Annotated in this window: 17 protein-coding genes; 13 read left to right on the top strand and 4 right to left on the bottom strand. The window is 68.5% G+C overall.

Annotated elements, in window-relative coordinates; genetic code table 11:
• The first annotated feature begins 9 nt into the window (after window positions 1-9).
• From DI526_RS00730 to DI526_RS00695, 8 genes are all read left to right on the top strand, one after another.
• On the top strand, window positions 10-1,407 hold the full coding sequence (locus DI526_RS00730; protein WP_304272834.1) for an aspartate aminotransferase family protein: 1,398 nt from the start codon (window positions 10-12) through the stop codon (window positions 1,405-1,407).
• A 52-nt stretch (window positions 1,408-1,459) separates the two neighbouring features.
• A complete protein-coding gene (locus DI526_RS00725) occupies window positions 1,460-1,684 on the top strand; it encodes an antitoxin MazE family protein (RefSeq protein WP_304272831.1) in 225 nt (74 codons plus the stop codon).
• The gene (locus DI526_RS00720) at window positions 1,681-2,040 is read left to right on the top strand and encodes a type II toxin-antitoxin system PemK/MazF family toxin (protein ID WP_304272830.1); all 360 of its coding nucleotides are present in this window, start codon (window positions 1,681-1,683) and stop codon (window positions 2,038-2,040) included. The genes DI526_RS00725 and DI526_RS00720 overlap by 4 nt, the downstream gene beginning before the upstream one ends.
• Window positions 2,037-3,434 carry a glutamine synthetase family protein gene (locus tag DI526_RS00715; RefSeq protein ID WP_304272827.1) on the top strand — a complete coding sequence of 466 codons (1,398 nt, stop codon included), beginning with the start codon at window positions 2,037-2,039 and terminating at the stop codon, window positions 3,432-3,434. Before DI526_RS00720 ends, DI526_RS00715 begins: the two co-directional genes overlap by 4 nt.
• 75 nt (window positions 3,435-3,509) lie before the next feature.
• Complete coding sequence (locus DI526_RS00710; protein WP_304272824.1) at window positions 3,510-4,790, top strand: FAD-binding oxidoreductase; 1,281 nt, start codon at window positions 3,510-3,512, stop codon at window positions 4,788-4,790.
• Window positions 4,791-4,890: 100 nt separating this feature from the next.
• Window positions 4,891-6,177 (top strand): APC family permease, encoded by a 1,287-nt coding sequence (locus tag DI526_RS00705; protein WP_304272918.1) that lies wholly within the window; start codon window positions 4,891-4,893, stop codon window positions 6,175-6,177.
• Window positions 6,178-6,392: 215 nt separating this feature from the next.
• Complete coding sequence (locus DI526_RS00700; protein WP_304272820.1) at window positions 6,393-8,744, top strand: TonB-dependent receptor; 2,352 nt, start codon at window positions 6,393-6,395, stop codon at window positions 8,742-8,744.
• A 292-nt stretch (window positions 8,745-9,036) separates the two neighbouring features.
• On the top strand, window positions 9,037-9,273 hold the full coding sequence (locus tag DI526_RS00695) for a hypothetical protein (RefSeq protein WP_304272818.1): 237 nt from the start codon (window positions 9,037-9,039) through the stop codon (window positions 9,271-9,273).
• 297 nt (window positions 9,274-9,570) lie between these two features.
• Here DI526_RS00695 and DI526_RS00690 read toward each other — a convergent pair whose 3' ends face one another.
• Window positions 9,571-11,214 carry an NAD(P)/FAD-dependent oxidoreductase gene (locus DI526_RS00690; RefSeq protein ID WP_304272814.1) on the bottom strand — a complete coding sequence of 548 codons (1,644 nt, stop codon included), beginning with the start codon at window positions 11,212-11,214 and terminating at the stop codon, window positions 9,571-9,573.
• Window positions 11,215-11,358: 144 nt separating this feature from the next.
• Between DI526_RS00690 and DI526_RS00685 the strand changes: the two genes are divergently transcribed.
• A complete protein-coding gene (locus DI526_RS00685) occupies window positions 11,359-11,562 on the top strand; it encodes a hypothetical protein (RefSeq protein ID WP_304272811.1) in 204 nt (67 codons plus the stop codon).
• A gap of 12 nt (window positions 11,563-11,574) precedes the next feature.
• Here DI526_RS00685 and DI526_RS00680 read toward each other — a convergent pair whose 3' ends face one another.
• Entirely contained in the window at window positions 11,575-12,984 is a 1,410-nt protein-coding gene (locus DI526_RS00680) for a PLP-dependent aminotransferase family protein (RefSeq protein WP_304272810.1), read from the bottom strand.
• 3 nt (window positions 12,985-12,987) lie between these two features.
• On the opposite strand from DI526_RS00680, the gene DI526_RS00675 reads away from it, so the two are divergent.
• Window positions 12,988-13,398, top strand: coding sequence for a DUF983 domain-containing protein (locus DI526_RS00675; protein WP_304272808.1), 411 nt, complete (start codon window positions 12,988-12,990; stop codon window positions 13,396-13,398).
• A gap of 149 nt (window positions 13,399-13,547) precedes the next feature.
• Here DI526_RS00675 and DI526_RS00670 read toward each other — a convergent pair whose 3' ends face one another.
• Complete coding sequence (locus tag DI526_RS00670; RefSeq protein WP_304272806.1) at window positions 13,548-13,856, bottom strand: polyhydroxyalkanoic acid system family protein; 309 nt, start codon at window positions 13,854-13,856, stop codon at window positions 13,548-13,550.
• 118 nt (window positions 13,857-13,974) lie between these two features.
• On the opposite strand from DI526_RS00670, the gene didA reads away from it, so the two are divergent.
• Both didA and dgcA read left to right on the top strand, forming a co-directional pair.
• Window positions 13,975-14,181 (top strand): DNA damage-induced SOS-independent cell division inhibitor A, encoded by a 207-nt coding sequence (didA, locus tag DI526_RS00665; protein ID WP_304272804.1) that lies wholly within the window; start codon window positions 13,975-13,977, stop codon window positions 14,179-14,181.
• A 30-nt stretch (window positions 14,182-14,211) separates the two neighbouring features.
• Window positions 14,212-15,213, top strand: a complete 1,002-nt coding sequence (gene dgcA, locus DI526_RS00660; RefSeq protein WP_304272803.1) for an N-acetyl-D-Glu racemase DgcA — start codon at window positions 14,212-14,214, stop codon at window positions 15,211-15,213.
• A 105-nt stretch (window positions 15,214-15,318) separates the two neighbouring features.
• On the opposite strand, the gene DI526_RS00655 is transcribed toward dgcA, so the two are convergent.
• A complete protein-coding gene (locus DI526_RS00655; protein ID WP_304272801.1) occupies window positions 15,319-16,269 on the bottom strand; it encodes a helix-turn-helix domain-containing protein in 951 nt (316 codons plus the stop codon).
• A gap of 99 nt (window positions 16,270-16,368) precedes the next feature.
• Here DI526_RS00655 and DI526_RS00650 point away from each other — a divergent pair, with 99 nt between their 5' ends.
• Window positions 16,369-17,592, top strand: a complete 1,224-nt coding sequence (locus tag DI526_RS00650) for an acetyl-CoA acetyltransferase (RefSeq protein WP_304272798.1) — start codon at window positions 16,369-16,371, stop codon at window positions 17,590-17,592.
• The last annotated feature ends 15 nt before the right edge of the window (window positions 17,593-17,607 follow it).

Raw genomic sequence — 17,607 nt, 5'->3', positions numbered from 1 at the left:
GAAAGCGTCATGACCGTCCCCATCCGCAACCACGACGTCGCCGAGCTCAAGCGTCTCGACCTCGCCCACCACCTGCCGGCCCAGGCCGACCACAAGGTCATCGCCGAGCTGGGCGGCAGCCGCATCGTCACCCGGGCCGAGGGGGTCTACATCACCGACGGCGACGGCCACCGCATCCTCGACGGCATGGCCGGTCTGTGGTGCGTCAATGTCGGCTATGGCCGCACCGAGCTGGCCGAGGCCGCCTACGAGCAGATGCTGGAGCTGCCGTACTACAACACCTTCTTCAAGACGACGACGCCGCCGACCGTGAAGCTGGCGGCCAAGATCGCCGAGAAGATGGGCGGCCACCTGACCCACGTGTTCTTCAACTCGTCGGGCTCGGAAGCCAACGACACGGTCTTCCGCCTGGTTCGCCACTACTGGAAGCTCAAGGACCAGCCCCAGCGCAAGGTCTTCATCAGCCGCTGGAACGCCTATCACGGCTCGACCGTCGCGGGCGTCTCGCTGGGCGGCATGAAGCCGATGCACAAGCAGGGCGACCTGCCGATCCCCGGCGTCGCCCACGTGATGCAGCCCTACCCATTCGGCGACGGCTTCGGCGAGGACCCCGCCGCCTTCCGCGACCGGGCGGTCAAGGAGATCGAGGACAAGATCCTCGAGGTCGGTCCCGAGAACGTCGCGGCCTTCATCGGCGAGCCGGTGCAGGGCGCGGGCGGGGTGATCATTCCGCCGGACGGCTACTGGCCGGCGGTGGAAGCGCTCTGCCGCAAGTACGGCATCCTGCTGGTCTGCGACGAGGTGATCTGCGGCTTCGGGCGCCTGGGCCAGTGGTTCGGCCACCAGCACTACGGGATCAAGCCGGACCTGATCGCCATGGCCAAGGGGCTGTCGTCCGGCTACCTGCCGATCTCGGCGGTGGGCGTGGCCGACCACATCGTCGCCGAGCTGCGCGAGAAGGGCGGCGACTTCATCCACGGCTTTACCTATTCGGGCCACCCGACCTGCGCGGCCGTGGCGCTGAAGAACATCGAGATCATCGAACGCGAGGGCTTGGTCGAGCGGGCCCGCGAGGACGCCGGCCCCTATCTCGCCAAGGCGCTGGCCCGGCTGAATGACCATCCGCTGGTCGGCGAGACCCGGTCGCTCGGCTTGATCGGCGCGGTCGAGATCGTCCGCGAGAAGGGGACCAACCATCGCTTCCTCGACAAGGAAGGCGAGGCCGGTCCGATCGTCCGCGACATCTGCATCAGGAACGGCCTGATGGTCCGCGCCATCCGCGACAGCATTGTCTGCTGCCCGCCGCTGGTCATCACCCACGCGCAGATCGACGAGCTGGTCGGCATCATCGAGCGGTCCCTCACCGAGGCCGAGCCCATCCTACGGGCGCTGAAGCCTGAGGCGTGACGGCAAGGGCGTCTTCTGGTAGGTTACATGTAACTTTCGCGGAGAATGAGCCATGGCCTCGACGGGAAACGCGAAGCCAACACGGGTGAAGGTCCAGGAACATCGCGCCCGGCTTCGGGCGCAGGGCCTGCGGCCGATCCAGATCTGGGTGCCGGACGTGCGCTCGCCGGAGTTTCGCGCGGAGGCGCGTCGACAGGCGGCCTTGGTCGCCGCCAGCGAACATGCCGCTGACGATCAGGCATTCATCGACGCGATTTCCGAATGGAACGACGAATGAAGCGGGGAGACATTTGGACGGTCTCCGGCGGCAAGGACTATGCGAGCAAGCCTCGGCCAGTGGTCATCGTCCAGGACGACAATTTCGAGACTACCGACTCCGTCTCTGTGTGCGGTCTGACGACGGATCAGAGTGATGCGCCGCTGTTTCGTCCTCCCGTCGAACCGAGCGCTGGGAACGGGCTGCGTGTGACGTCGCGAATGATGATCGACAAGATCACCACAGTCCCAAAATCCAAGGTGGGGGAGCACATCGGGCGACTTGGCGATGAAGACGTCGTTCGGCTGAACCGGGCGATGATGGTTTTCCTCGGCTTGGCTTCGTCGCCGCAGCCGAGCTCTCGGAGCGCGTCATGAAGCCCAAGCACAACAAGGCCAAGCGCGAGCACACGCTGGACCGGGGCGTTTCGACCCTGGAGGAGGCGGGGGCCTGGTTCGCGCGCCAGAGCATCGAGGAGATCGAGTGCGTGGTGCCGGACCTCGCCGGCGTGGCGCGCGGCAAGATCATGCCGGTGCGCAAGTTCCTCGGGACTCCGTCGATGAACCTGCCGCTGGCGGTGTTCTACCAGACCATCACCGGCGACTTTCCCGAGTTCGAGGGGGCGGTGAACGCGGTGCAGTCCGACACCGACATCTTCCTGACGCCGGACTTCGCCACCCTGGCCGCCGTGCCGTGGGCGCAGGATCCGACGGCCCAGGTGATCCACGACGCCTTCCACCCCGACGGCCGCCCGGTCGAGGAGGCGCCGCGCCAGGTGCTGCGGCGGGTGCTGGCGCTCTATGACGAGAAGGGCTGGCACCCGATCGTGGCGCCGGAGATCGAGTTCTATCTCGTCGATCGCAACACCGACCCGGACTATCCGCTCAAACCTCCGATCGGCCGCTCCGGGCGTCCCGAAACCGGCCGCCAGGGCTATTCGATCAGCGCGGTCAACGAGTTCGACGCCCTGTTCGAGGACATGTACGAGTACTCCGAGCGCCAGGGCCTGGAGATCGACACCCTGATCCACGAAAGCGGCGTGGCGCAGATGGAGATCAACCTGCGGCACGGCCATCCGCTGGAGCTGGCCGACCAGGTCTTCATGATGAAGCGCACCATTCGCGAGGTGGCGCTGGAGCACGAGATCTACGCGACCTTCATGGCCAAGCCGATGGCTAGCGAGCCCGGCAGCGCCATGCACATTCACCAGTCGATCGTCGACAAGAAGGGCCGCAACCTGTTCTCGGACTCCGAGGGCCAGGAGACCGATCTCTTCCACGGCTTCATCGCCGGCCAGCAGACCTTCCTGCCGGCGATCATGGCCATCCTGGCGCCGTACGTGAACAGCTACCGAAGGATCGCGCGGGACTCGGGCGCGCCGGTCAACACCCAGTGGGGCTACGACAACCGCACCTGCGGCCTGCGCGTGCCGCCGTCGGATCCGGCCAACCGGCGCCTGGAGAACCGCATCCCCTCGTCGGACGCCAACCCCTACCTGGCGATCGCGGCTTCGCTGGCGGCCGGCTATCTGGGCATGGTCCAGGGCCTCAAGCCCGCCGAGCCGGTCGCAACCGACGCCAGCGTTAGAGGCGTCGAGCTGCCGCGTAGCCTGTCGGAGTCGCTGAAGCTGTTCGAGGCCTGCCAGCCGCTGGTCGACATTCTCGGCCCCACCTTCTGCGCCGCCTATGACCGCGTGAAGCAGGCCGAGTACGAGACCTTCATGCGCACGATCAGCCCGTGGGAGCGGGAGTTCCTGCTGCTGAATGTGTGAGCGCGGACATGACCCTTCTCCCTCAGGGAGAAGGGGGACCCGCGCCGAGGGCGCGGGGGATGAGGGGTTACAGCGGTGACCGACGAACCCCCTCACCCCTACCCCTCTCCCCATGGGAGAGGGAACTGGTACGCGGACACGGTTCCCGATTTTCCCGACTTGCCGCCCCTCGACGGCGACGTCCAAACCGAGGTCTGTGTCGTTGGCGCGGGGTTCACCGGCCTGGGCGCGGCCCTGGCCCTCGGAAAGCGCGCCATCGTCCTCGAAGCCGCCCATGTCGGCGCCGCCGCCACCGGCCGCAACGGCGGTCAGGTCCATACCGGCCAGAGGCGCGACCAGGCCTGGCTCGAAAAGACCGTCGGCCAGAACGACGCCCACGCCCTGTGGCGCCTGGCCGAGGACGCCCGCGTCCACTTCAGGACCCTGACCGACACCATCGCCTGCGACTGGCGGCCGGGCATGATCCACGCGCGCCACAAGCCCCATGGCGAGGTCGAGGACGCGGCCTACGTGGCGCTGATGGCGATCGAGTACGGCTACGAGCAGCTGGAGCTGATCGGCCAGGATGAGCTCGCCCACGAGTTGGGGACCGACGTCTATCACGGCGGCCTGGTCGACCGCGGCGGCGGCCACGTCCATCCGCTGAAGCTGGCCCAGGGCATGGCGCGCGAGGCGATGGCGGCCGGCGCCGTGCTCTACGAACACACCCGCGCCGAGGCCTGGCGGCGCCAGGGCGGCAAGATCGTCGTCGAGACCGGGCGAGGCCGCGTGACCTGCGAGCGGCTGATCATCACCGGCGATGGATGCCTGAACGCCATGGCCGGCGGAGCGCGGGCGCGGGTCATGCCGATCAACAACTTCATCGCCGTCACCGCGCCTTTGGGCGCTCTGGCCGATGAGATCATCCGCTCGAACGCGGCGGTCTCCGACAGCCGCTTCGTCGTGAACTACTTCCGCAAGACGCCGGACGGCCGGCTGTTGTTCGGCGGCGGCGAGAACTACCGCCCCGGCTTCCCGCGCGACATCGCCGGCCTGGTCGCCAGGAACCTCGCCAGGGTCTATCCGCGGCTGGCCGATGCCCCGATCACCCACGCCTGGGGCGGGACCCTGGGCATCACCCTGAGCCGCATGCCGTTCGTCGGCGAGGTCGCGCCCGGCGTGCGCGTGGCCTCCGGCTATTCGGGGCAGGGGGTGATGCTGGCGCCCTATGTGGGCCGGCTGCTGGCGGAAGAGAACGCCGAGGCGCTCGACCTGCTGGCCCGCGTCCCGACGCCGCCGTTCCCCGGCGGGCGATGGCTGCGCTGGCCGCTGACCGTGGCGGGGCTCAGCTGGTACGCGCTGCGGGACCGGCTGTGAGCCCGCCATCCGCCACTTCGATCGTTTCGCGCCTGGGCGCCCCGTTGGAGGCCGTCGTTTGACCGTGAAGACCTCAAGCCGTAAGCCGCTCGGACTCTGGATGTGCGTGGCCCTGGTCGTGGGCAACATGATCGGGTCGGGCGTGTTCATGCTGCCCGCATCCCTGGCACCCTATGGCTGGAACGCGGTGATCGCCTGGCTGATCACCATCGGTGGGGCCCTGTGCCTGGCCCTGGTCTTCGCGCGGCTCGCCCAGGCCTTTCCCCGCGCCGGCGGGCCGTTCGTCTACACCGAGGAGGCGTTCGGCCGGCCGGCGGGTTTCCTGGTCGCCTGGTCGTACTGGATCTCGGTCTGGGTCTCCAACGCCGCCATCGCCATCGCCGTCGTCAGCTATGCGAGCGTGTTCGTCCCGGCCCTGGCCAGGACGCCCGGCCTGGCGGCGCTCGCGACCGTCGCGGTGGTCTGGGTCGTCACCGCGATCAACTGCCTGGGCGCGCGGGCGGCGGGCTGGACCCAGCTATGGACTACGGTGCTCAAGCTGTTGCCGCTGGCCGGGGTGGCGGCGCTGGCGGGACTGATCCTGCTGCGCAAGGGACCGGCGGCGGTGGCGCCGTTCGAGCCCTCGGCCCTGTCGGGCGGCGGCATCACCGCCGCCGCCACCCTCACGCTGTGGGCCTTGCTGGGCGTGGAGTCGGCGACCGTCCCGGCCGAGCAGGTCGACCGGCCGCAGCGGACCATTCCGCGCGCCACCCTGCTGGGCGCGGCCTTCACCGGCCTCGTCTATCTGCTGGTCTCGTCGGGGGTGCTGCTGCTGACGCCGGTCGCGGTGCTGAAGACCTCGAACGCGCCGCTCGCCGACTTCGTGGCCTATCACGGCGGCGGCGACCTGCGGCTGGTGCTGGCGGCCTTCGCCGCGATCAGCGCCCTGGGCGCGCTGAACGGCTGGATCCTGCTGCAGGGCGAGATGCCGGCGGCGATGGCGCGGGACGGCGTCTTTCCCGCCTGGATGGCCAAGACCAGCGCCAACGGCGCGCCGGTCCGCGCCCACCTGCTGACCAGCGGCCTGGTCACGATCCTGGTGCTGACGAACTACGCCAAGTCGCTGGCCGACGCCTTCACCTTCATGGCCCTCTTGGCCACCGCCTCCAGCCTGTTCGCCTACCTGTTCTGCGCGCTCGCCGTGCTGAAGCTGGGGCGCGAGGGGCGGATGCCGCTGTCGCCGGGCCTGGCGATCGTCGCAGGCGTCGCGGCGATCTATTCGGCCTGGACCTTTTACGGGGCGGGGTGGTCGGTGACCTTCTGGGGGCTGGTGCTGCTGGCGGCGGGCGCGCCGCTCTATGTCTGGATGCGGCGCGGAGCGGGTCGCGCGGCGGCGGGGGGAGACTGACGCCCTGTCGCGCACCGCCCCGCGGCTGCGCCGAGAGGGGCGTCGTGCGCCCTGGCGCATGAAGGGCGCCCCCGGCGCTTCAAGCGCGTGCTTGGAGGGGTTAAAAAACGGTCATATTTCAAGCATTGGCGATATGATCCCATAAGCCATTCTCGTTATTTTGCGTTCCGAACGAATGATACCCGAGGCGTCAAAACATACGCTGGGGGTATTGCATGAACTTCGAGTCAGTAAGCGGCTGTAATCGAGGCAATCTTCACCTGATTACACCCATCATTTTGGCATCTGTCCTTGGCTTGGGTAGCGTCGCCCAGGCTCAGGAGACGAAGAGCCCGGAAACCAAGAACGAGGTCGAGTCCGTCGTCGTCACCGGCAAGCGCGTGTCCGAGGCGGCGATCGCCGTCGGCACCGACCAGGCCACCGCCACCGTGTCGATCACCCGCGAGGCGCTGCTGTCGGCCCCGGCCGGCATCACCGGCCTGAAGATGCTGGAGTCCCTGCCGGGCTTCAACGTCCAGGCCAACGACGCCTTGGGCATGTACGAGTTCGGCAACTCGGTCACCGTCCGCGCCTTCAACTTCCAGCAGGTCGGCTTCCTGCTCGACGACATCCCGATGGGCCGCAGCGACCAGTTCGGCGGCAGCCCGATCTATCGCTATGTGGACAACGAGAACCTGCTGAGGGTGACCGCCTCGTCAGGCGCCGGCGACGTCTCCCTGCCCAGCTACGCCTCGCTGGGTCCGATCGTCGACTACTTCACCCAGCAGCCCGGCGAGACCGCCGGCGGCAAGGTCAGCCAGACGTTCGGCGAGGACAACCTGACCCGCACCTTCCTGCGTCTGGAGACCGGCGAGCATAAGGGTTTCTCCGCCTATGCCAGCGGCTCGGTCATCAACAGCGACCAGTGGCGCGGCCCGGGCACGATCGACCGCGAGCACTACGAAGGCAAGATCCGCTGGGACTTCGGGTCCGGCGACCTGACCTTCCAGACGGTGCACAACGACTATTTCGACTATGACTCCCCGTCGTTCACGATCGCCCAGTACAAGGGAACTGCGAACGACGTCTATGGTCGCAAGGGACGTGACTTCGGTTATGTCGGCTATATCGCCAACCTGCCGCCGACCTCGAGCGGCCTGAAGTACTCCAACGCGAACTACGCACAGTACTACAAGTTTGGCCTGAACGCCCGGACCGACCACCTCTACGGCGTCACCCTGCACAAGGATCTGGCCGAGAACCTGCGCTTCACCGGCACGGTCTATTACGAGAAGAAGGACGGCTGGGGCTCCAGCGGGGTGGGCTATGATACGGCCCTGACCTACTACAACCAGCAGAAGGCCGTGGTGCCGGGTCTGAACGCCCCGCTGGGCCTGCAGTTCGGCATCTCGCAGATCGACGGCATCCGCAAGGGCGCGACCGGCAAGGTCACCTGGACGCTGGGCGACCACAAGGTCGAGGGCGGCGCCTGGTACGAGGACGACGACTACCACCAGCTGTCGAACACCTTCAACGTCGCCGACGGCTCGCCGGAAGGCGCGCCGAACTTCAGCCAGCCAGTCTATCGGACACGCAACTACACCTCCAAGCGCGACACCTGGGAAGGCTTCCTGAAGGACACGGTCGTGCTGGCGGACGGCAAGCTGAAGGTCGACGCGGGCTTCCGCATGCTGAGCGTCGATTACCAGATGCTGGGCAAGCGCAATCGCGAGGACTTCCGTTTCAGCCAGACCGCCAATCTGCGGACCACCTGGGAGGATCTGTTCCTGCCGCAGGTCGGGGCGGTCTACACGATCGGCCGCGGCCAGGTGTTCACGTCGTACTCGGAGAACATGTCGCTGCCGCGTGGCGCCGACGCGGTCTACTACACGCCGGCGACCGTCAATGTGCCCGCGCCGAAGGCCGAGACCTCGAAGAACATCGAGCTGGGCTATCGCGCCAACCACCCGACCTTCAACGCGTCGGTGGTCACCTACTACACCAGCTTCCAGAACCGCCTGCAGTCGTTCAGCGAATATCTGCCAGGCACCACCACCCTGGAAACCTACTACCAGAACGTCGGCGGCGTGCACGCCTATGGCCTGGAGTTCAGCGGGCAGTGGAAGCCGGAAGCGCTGGGCGGCAAGATCTACTTCAACACCAACGCTTCGTATAACAAGTCGGTGTTCGAGGACGGCTTCTCGATCCGCAGCGCCACGGGGGTCACGGACTACCCGCTCAAGGGCAAGAGCGTCCCGGACTTCCCCGAGATCGCCATCCAGGGCGGCGTGACGTTCGAGCCGACCGAGTGGGCGGTCATCAACCTGTCGGCCCGCCACATCAGCGATCGCTACAGCAACTTCATGAACAACGAGAAGACCAAGGGCTACACGCTGTTCAACATGTACGTGGACCTCGGCGAAGGCTTCGACTACGGCCCGCTGAAGGACATCAAGGTCCGCATCAACGTCGATAACATCTTCGACAAGGATTATCTGGGCACGATCTCGACGGTCGTGACCGGCGCGGCCAACTACCGCTCCGGGCCGCACCGCACGGCGCAGATCACGCTGTCGACGAACTTCTAGGGCGCGTCACGGCCGAGCGGTCAAACCCGTTCGGCGAACGCGGAGGAAAGGGGGCGGGCGCCGACAGGCGTCCGCCCTTCGTCGTTTCGGCGCTCCCTGGCCTAGATGCGGCCCCCCCAAGCCTTGCGATGTCGCAAATCGTCCCGTTCCGGGAAGACGGTGAAAAACCGCACAGTTCTGACTGGCCCGGATCATGCATTGTGCGCCGCAGCACGAAATAATTTGTGCAAGCGCGAAACAACTGTCATCTGAGCGTGGTTAAAGCCACGATAGGTCGTCCAGGAGGTCTCCCATGACCGAGAACAACTACTACGTCCGACCCGTGTCCGGTGTCTGGCATGTCACTTGGAACGACTCGGCCGAGCTGATCGGCTGCTACTCCTCGCAACACGAAGCTGAAGCCCTGGCCAAACTGCTGGCCCGCCACATGCATGACCAAGGCCGAAAGGCTAAGGTTCACGTGTTCGAGCCGGAGGTCCGCACGCCCGCTTGGATGCGCAATCGCGTCGCCAATCAGGCCGCGGCCTAGCCTTCGACCACTGCGCCAGTTCGTGCTGGACGGGTAAGTATGCCCGCGCTAAACTTTAGATAAGTTATGCGCCCTCTGCTCGGTCCGCCAAGATCGAGCGTGACGTCTTTCCGGACTTGCTAGCCGGGGACGTTACGTTCCCCGAGAGGGGGCGCCCGGTCTTCCCGGCGAAAGCCGACGTCGAGACGCAGGGGTGGTGGGAATGGCGCCGCAATGACGGCGCGCCCCGGCGTCCACCAGTTCTGGCGTCGCCGGGAAGATCGGAACTACGCGCTCACGCGCTTTCTCCCCGCGGCGTCAGCGCCCTTCGAGCGACAGCCTGAGCGCCAGGGTAAAATCCCTGTCCCGCAGGATTTCGCGCGCGGCGTTGCGCCCGGGATTGCCCGAGACGCCACCGCCGGGATGTGTCCCGGCCCCGCACATGTAGAGCCCGGCGATCGGCGCCCGGTGGCTGGCGTGGCCCAGAAAGGGACGCGTGGCCCACAGCTGATCCAGCGACATGTGGCCGTGCATGATGTCGCCGCCGACCAGGCCGAACTTCCGTTCCAGGTCCAGCGGCGACAGGATCATCCGTCCCACGACCGACGCCTTGAAACCCGGCGCCCAGCGCTCGACCGTGTCGATGATCAGGTCGGCGGCCGCCTCGCGTTCGTCGTCCCAGCTGCGGCCGTCCGGTAGGGTTGGGGCGAACTGCTGGCAGAACAGGCTGGCCACGTGCTGGCCGGACGGCGCGAGGGAAGGGTCGATGGTCGAGGGGATCAGCATCTCGACGATAGGGGCCTTGCTGATGCCCTCGGCCTTGGCGTCGCGATAGGCCGCGTCCATGTAGTCGAGGCTGGGCGCGATCACGATCCCGGACTGGTGATGCTCGGCGACATCCTTGCCGGGCAGGCAGGTGAAGCTCGGCAGCTCCGACAAAGCCACGTTCATTCGGAACGTGCCCGAGCCGTTCTTGTAGCCGTCCACCGCTTTGCGGAAATCGCCGGGTAGGGCCGAGGGGGCGACGAGCTTCTTGTAAAGGAGCGCCGGATTGACGTTGGCGCTGACGATCGGGGCCATGATCTGACGGCCGTCGACGAGCTGGACGCCGACGGCCTTCCCGCCCCCTGGGGCGCTTTCGACATGGACCGCCTCGACCGGCGCGTCGAGCAGGATCTCGACCCTGGCCGCTTCGCAGGCCTTGGCCATGGCCTGGGTGATGGCGCCCATGCCGCCGACCGCGTGGCCCCAGGCGCCCTTCTTGCCATTCACCTCGCCGAAGGTGTGATGCAGCAGGACATAGGCCGAGCCGGGCGTGTCGGGGCTGGCGAAGTTGCCGACCACCGAGTCGAAGCCGAAGGCGGCCTTGACCGGATCGCTCTCGAACCAGCCGTCCAGCACGTCGCGCGCGCTCTTGGTGAACAGGTCCAGCAGGTCGCGCTTGCGCTCGCGGGGAAGCAGGGCCAGCCGCCCGCCCTGGCGGAGGGCGCGCAGGAAGCCCGGCAGGCCGTCGCCCAGGTTCGGCGGCGTCTCCTGGGCGAAGGCGCGCAGCACGTCGCCGATCTCGTCCAGCATGGCGTAGTAGGCCGGCAGCACCTCGGCGTCGCGGCGGCTGTACTTGCGGAATTCCTCCTGGGTGCGCTCCAGGCCGCCGCCCAGCTTCAGGTATTTGTCGTCGCTGAGCGGCAAGAAGTTCGAGATCGGCCGTTCCAGGAAGGTCAGGCCCAGCTCGCGCAGGCCCATGTCGGCGATCACGCGCGGGTTCAGCAAACTGACCGTGTAGCTGGCCGCCGAGTTGCGGAAGCCCGGGTGGAATTCCTCGGTCACCGCCGCCCCGCCGACCACGCCCCGCGCCTCGCAGACCGTGACCTTCAGCCCCGCCTTGGCCAGGTAGAAGGCGCAGACGAGGCCGTTATGCCCGCCACCGATGATGACGGCGTCGCGCGTCTCCGTCGCGGCCATGGTTCGTGCTCCCCCAATGCCTTGGCGGTCGCATCCTACGATAGCGACGCTTCGGCGGCGAAACCTTGGTCGCCCGGATGGACGTTGAACTCAAGCCCCGGCGCCTCTAGATCAGCGCCTGCTCTTTCCGGGAAGGACCTCCCCATGGCCAAGCTCCTGCCGCTCCAATCCTTCAGCCTGCAGGAGACCGAGGACGGCTATCGCCTGCTGGTCTCGGCCATCGGCGGGGAGTCGATCTACGTCTCGATCACGCCCGACCAGATGGACGACATCATCGACAGCCTCGAGAACGCCATGGGCGGCGAGGAAGGCGGCGAGGGCACGGACGAGGACGACGCCGAGTACTGAGCTGCGTCGCCCTCAGGCGCGGAGGTTGGCCAGGGCCCGCAGCCCCCGCGCCAGGGTCGCCCGCTTGCCGGCCGCGCCGAGCGAGATCCGCAGGCCTTCGGTCGTCACGCCGGGCGCTCGGAAGGACTCGGCCCCCACCAGCGCCAGCCCGCGCTCCCTGGCCGCCGCATCGGCGGTCGCGCCCGGCAGCCAGACATGCAGGCTCTCGAGGCCGCCAAGGGCGCCCGGCAGCAGCTCCGCCGCCAGGGCGCGCCGCGCGATCGCTTCCTCCCGGACGCCCGCCAGCACGCGGCCGGCGACGCCCTCGCGGATCCAGCTCGTGGCCACGGCGGCCATCAGCGGCGGCGGCATCTGGGCGATGGCGTGCAGGGTGGCCGCCAAGCCCTCGGCGCGTCCGGGCGGCGCGACGACATAGGCCAGCCGCAGCCCCGGCGACAGCGTCTTGGCGGTGGTCGCGACATGGAACACGCCCTCTGGCCACAGGCTGGCGAGGGCGGGCATTGGAGCGCCGGGCAGCAGGCCATAAGCGTCATCCTCGATGATGGTCACCCCGGACGCCCGCGCGACGGCCACGACCGCCTCGCGTCGGGCCAGATCCATGCTCGCCGCCGTCGGGTTCTGGAAGGTCGGGGTGCAGCAGATCAGGCGCGGCCGATGCTCCGCTATCAGCTGGGCCAGGGCTTCAGGTTCGAGGCCCACGGCGTCCAGTGGGCAGCCCACCACGCGCACGCCGCGCCGCGCCGCCGTTGCCAGCAGGCCCGGGTAGGCGAAGGCCTCGGCAACGATCACGTCGCCCGGCGCGGTCAGGTGGTCCAGCAGGGCCGACAGAACCGTCTGGGCGCCGCTGGCGATGACGATCCGCGCCGGATCGACCTCGCCCAGGCTCGGCGCCAGCCAGGCCGCGCCGGCGGCTCTCTGCGCCAGCGAGCCCGCGCCGGGGTGATAGGCCATCAGCGTCGCGGGATCGGTGCGCGCCAGGATCGCGCCCGTCGTCTCGCGCAGCAGGGCCGCCAGGTTCAGGCCCGCGGGTGGCGGCGGCAGGTTCATCGACAGGTCGACGAGGCCCGCCTCGCCCTCATCAGTCCGTGATCGGATGAAGGTGCCGCGCCCGGTGGTCCCCTCGATCAGCCCACGTTCGCGGGCCAGGGCGTAGGCGCGGGTGACGGTCGTGAAGTCGATGCCGAGCCGGCGAGCGACCTCGCGCTGGGGTGGGATCTGGTCGCCCGGCTGCAGCTCGCCCTCGGCCACGGCGTTCTCCAGGGCCTGGGCGATCCGCCGATAGGCGGGCCCGTCCAGCGCCGCCATGCGGCGTAACCACGCGGCGGCCGGATTCGGTGATCCCGGAGTTGCGCCCATGATCGCATATCCATACATTATCTGCATAATGTATGGATCAATCCTGCGATTGTAGGAAGGGGTCATTCGATGACCGACGACGTATTCTACGACTCTCCGACCCCGGTTGAGGCCGGCCTCAAGTGCTGCTGCCCCCGCTGCGGCCAGGGCAAGCTGTTCCAAGGCTTTCTGAAGCTGGCGCTCAAGTGCGACCAGTGCGGCCTGGACTACGGCTTCGCCGACCCGGCCGACGGCCCGGCCTTTTTCGTGATGAGCGGCGTCGGCATCGTGGTCACCGCCTTCTTCGCCTGGGCGGAGATCGTCTGGCAACCGCCGGTCTGGGTGCACCTGGTCACGACCTTCCCGGCGTTGATCCTGGGCTGCCTGGCGACCCTGCGGCCGGTGAAGGCCTGGCTGGTGGCCTCGCAGTACATCAACAAGGCCGAGGAAGGCCGCTTCGAGAGCCTGGGCCGGCACGATTTCGACGAGCGGCGGCTGTAGGAACGCAATGGCTCCGACCTCCCCGGCGAATGCCGGGGACCAGATGGAAAGGGACTGGCGTGTGCTCTACGAACGCCGCGCTTGTCCCATCATCCTCTGTGACCTGAGATCTGGGCCCCGGCATTCGCCGGGGACATCGGGCTGAAAAGTCACTTCAACAGCAGCTGTCCACGCCGGTTCAACTCGTCCTTGATCTTGCCGGCGGCCATGCCCAGCAGGCCCGGCAGGCTGACGTCGAGTCGGGCGTGGTCGTCCAGCACCTGCACGACGCCGTTGATCGTCTGGCCCATGGCGGCGGCCGAGAAGTTCAGGGTGTCGCCGGCCCAGCTCTGGGTGAATCGGCTGGGATCGCCGCCGGGGATCTGGCCGGCCATTTGCGACAGGCCCTCTTCCAGGCGGCGTTTGGCTTCGGCCGCGCCCAGCTGGTGGGGGATGTTGATGCTGACGGTCTTGGCCATGGCGATCCTCTGAAACTCCCCGGTCAAAACGCGGCCGGAGCGTATGCGGTTCTATACGTCCGTTTCTGGCGCAGGCGAAGGCCAAGGTCTCTTTCATCGCATGAGGGACACGAACGACATGACCGACTTCGCCATCACCCCGCCGTTCGCCGCGCCGCGCCGATTTGTTCGTCCCGGCCGTCCCAGTGGCCTGCTCGGCGCGATCCACTATGCCGGCGTGCTGCTGGTCTGGGCGGCGCTGTTCGTCGTCGACAGGCCCCTGGCGCTGAAGGTGATGGCCGAGCGCCGGGCGGACTCGCCCATCCCGCGTCGCTGGGGCTGGTGATCTAGGCCGAACGGCGCCATCCCTGCGGGCATGTCGATCGCCGTTTCCGCCCGCTCGGTCTCGCATCCGCTGAAGGCCCCGTTCCGCATCTCGCGCGGGGTCAAGACCGCCGCCGAGGTGGTCGAGGTGATCGTGTCCGCTGACGGCCATGCCGGGCGCGGCGAGAGCGTGCCTTATGCGCGCTACGGCGAGACGGTCGAGAGCGTGCTAGCCCAGCTGGCGCCGGCCTTGGCCGCCTCCGATCCCGAAGCCGCCTGCGCCGCCCTGCCGCCCGGCGCGGCGCGCAACGCCCTCGACCTCGCCCTCTGGGACCTGCGCGCCCGCCGCACCGGCGTCAGCGTCGCGGAAGCGACCGGGCTGCCGATCCCGAAAGACCTGATCACCGCCGTCACGGTCAGTCTCGATGCGCCCGAGGCCATGGAGGCCGCCGCCCGCGCCGTAGCTGACGCGCCGCTGATCAAGATCAAGCTGTCGGCCGAGGACCCAGCCGCGCGCCTACGCGTCGTGGCCGCCGCCGCGCCGAATTCGCGCTTCATCGTCGATCCGAACGAGGGCTGGACCTTCGAGATCCTGCGGGACCTCAAGCCCCTGCTGGCCGACCTGCCGATCGCCCTGGTCGAGCAGCCGCTGCCGGCCGGCGAGGACCAGGCGCTGGAGGGCTGGGACCCGCCGTTCACGGTCTGCGCCGATGAGAGCGTCCACGTCGGCGGCGATCTCGCGGCCCTGCGCGGCCGCTACCAGGCGGTCAATCTCAAGCTCGACAAGACCGGCGGGCTGACCGAGGCCGTGGCGATGCTGAAGGCCGCCCGCGCCCTTGGCTTTCAGGTCATGACCGGCTGCATGGTCGCCTCCTCCCTCGGCGTCGCGCCGGCCCTGCACCTGGGCGGGGCGAGCGACTTCGCCGATCTCGACGGACCCTGGTGGCTGGCGGTGGATCATCCGGGCGGCCTGCGGGTCGAGCGAGGGCGGATCACGCCGCCGAAGCCGGGGTTCTGGGGGGATGGCGCGCAGGCGGAAGGGCTGTGGCTTTAAAATCCTCCCCCTAGCGGGGGAGGCGGCGCGAAGCGCCGGAGGGGGAAGAGGCAAGGTCAGCAGGACTTCCCCCTCCGTCGTCGCCGCGCGCCGACACCTCCCCCGCTAGGGGGAGGATTTGATCCTCGTATTCCCCAGGTCGACCGCGCCCTCGCACGCCCCGCACCGCACCACCGGCGCCAACCGCGCCCCACACCGGTGTGTCAGGATTTCAGGACTTCCCTCGCTTCCAGCCAGCCACTGATCGCCCCAGGCCATCAGCGCCACGATCAGCGGGAAGAAGTCGCGCCCTTCCTTTGTCAGGCGGTATTCCCAGCGCTCCGGCCGCTCCTGATAGCGGACGCGCTCCAGCATGCCCCGCTCGACAAGCCGACCCAGCCGGTCGGTCAGGATGTTGCTGGCGATCTTCAGTTCGTCCTGGAACTCCGTGAACCGGCGCTTGCCATAAAAGGCCGCGGCCAGGACGTGGGCGGTCCAGCGGTCGCCCAGCACCTCGATCCCGCGCTCCAGCATCGGGTGCAGCGGCGATCCGCCGACGTCGTCGTGGCTGGCGCGGCGCGAGTGGCGAGCGGGCGGAGCGGGCTCCAGCCCCGCGCCGGGGCCGGGCGAGATCGTCACGTCACGGACCTTCACGGCCTCGCCGCAGGCCCTGCAAGCCAGCACCGGGCGCAGCGGCTGGCCGCAGGTCTGGTGGACGATCTGGTGCGAGGGACAGTCGGGGTCGAACCGCCAGCGCATCTCCCAGCCCAGCAACATCAGCGCCGAGTCGTAGAGATCGCGGCCCATGGCGGTCAGGCGATATTCGGAGCGCGGAGGCCGCGCCTGGTACTGGACCCGCGTCAGCAGGCCGGCGGTTTCCAGGCGCTTGAGCCGGTCGGTCAGCAGCGAGCGCGCGACGCCGGTCATCGCCGCGAAGCCGTCGAACCGCTTCACCCCCATGAAGGCCGCGTACAGCACCAGCAGGGTCCAGCGGTCGCCGATCAGGTTCAGCGCGCGGGCGGCTGAACTGCGACGGACCATTGCCGGCGACGCGGCGGGGGCCTTCTGCGGGACCATGAGGCTTGGTGGGACGCTTCGGCGCGGCGTGTCAACGGCGTGGACTCCGGACAGGTCGCTTGTATAATCGGACTAACTAGAAAATTGGGAGGAGCCGGCATGGTCTATGTGCTGGGCGGTTGGCAGAGCGACTTCGCCGCCAACTGGGCGCGCGAGGGCAAGGAACTGGCCGACGCCTTCGCCGAGGCGGTGGGGCAGGGGCTGGCCGCCGTCGATCTGGATCCCGAAGACGTCGAGACCGGCCACGTCGGCAACTTCGCCGCCGAGCTGTTCGCGGGCCAGGGCCTGCTGGGCGGCATGTTCGGCCTGGTTCACCCCGCCTTCGACGGCCTGCCAACCGCGCGCCACGAGGCGGCCTGCGCCTCGGGCAGCGTCGCCATCCTGGCCGCCGCGGCCGAGATCGAGGCCGGCCGCTATGATCTCGCCTGCGTCGTCGGCATCGAGCAGATGCGCAACGTCCCGGGCCAGAAGGCGGCCGAGAACCTGGGCAGCGCGGCTTGGGCCGGCCACGAGTTCCAGGACGCGCGCTTCCTGTGGCCGCGCGCCTTCTCCGACCTCGCCGACGAGTACGACCGGCGCTACGGCTTGAAGTACGAGCACCTGATGGGCATCGCCGAGGTGAACTTCGCCAATGGCCGGCGCAATCCCAACGCCCAGACGCGGAGCTGGGACTTCAGGCCCGACGCCTTCACCGCCGACGACGTCGCCAATCCGGTGGTCGAGGGCCGCACGCGCAAGCAGGACTGCGGCCAGGTGACCGACGGGACCGCCGTGGTGTTCCTGGCCTCCGAGGCGCGGGCCAAGGCCTATGCCGACGAGCGCGGCGTCGCGCTGGAGAGCATTCCGCGCATCAAGGGCTGGGGGCACCGCTCGGCGCCGCTGAGCTATGCCCGGAAGGTCGAGGCCTCGCGCGACGGGGAGTACGTCTTTCCGCAGGTGCGGCGGGCCATCCTGGACGCCCGCGCCCGGGCCGGGATCGCGCTCGATGTCTCCGGGATCGACGCGGTCGAGACCCACGACTGCTTCACCGCGACCGAATACATGGCCATCGACCACCTGGGCCTGACCGCGCCCGGCGAGAGCTGGAAGGCGATCGAGGCGGGGGATATCGCCATGGGCGGCAAGCTGCCGATCAACCCGTCGGGTGGCCTGATCGGGACCGGCCATCCGGTCGGCGCGACCGGGGTGCGGATGCTGCTCGACGCCTGGAAGCAGACCTCGGGCCAGGCCGGCGACTACCAGGTCGAGGGGGCCCGGACGGTGCAGACGCTGAACATCGGCGGGTCGACCACGACGACGGTGAGTTTCGTCGTGGGTACGTAGGACGGCGGCGTTCTC

It is taken from the genome of Caulobacter segnis (genome assembly GCF_003243465.1).
Lineage (GTDB): Bacteria > Pseudomonadota > Alphaproteobacteria > Caulobacterales > Caulobacteraceae > Caulobacter > Caulobacter segnis_A.
This window is presented reverse-complemented; position numbering and strand designations above follow the sequence as displayed.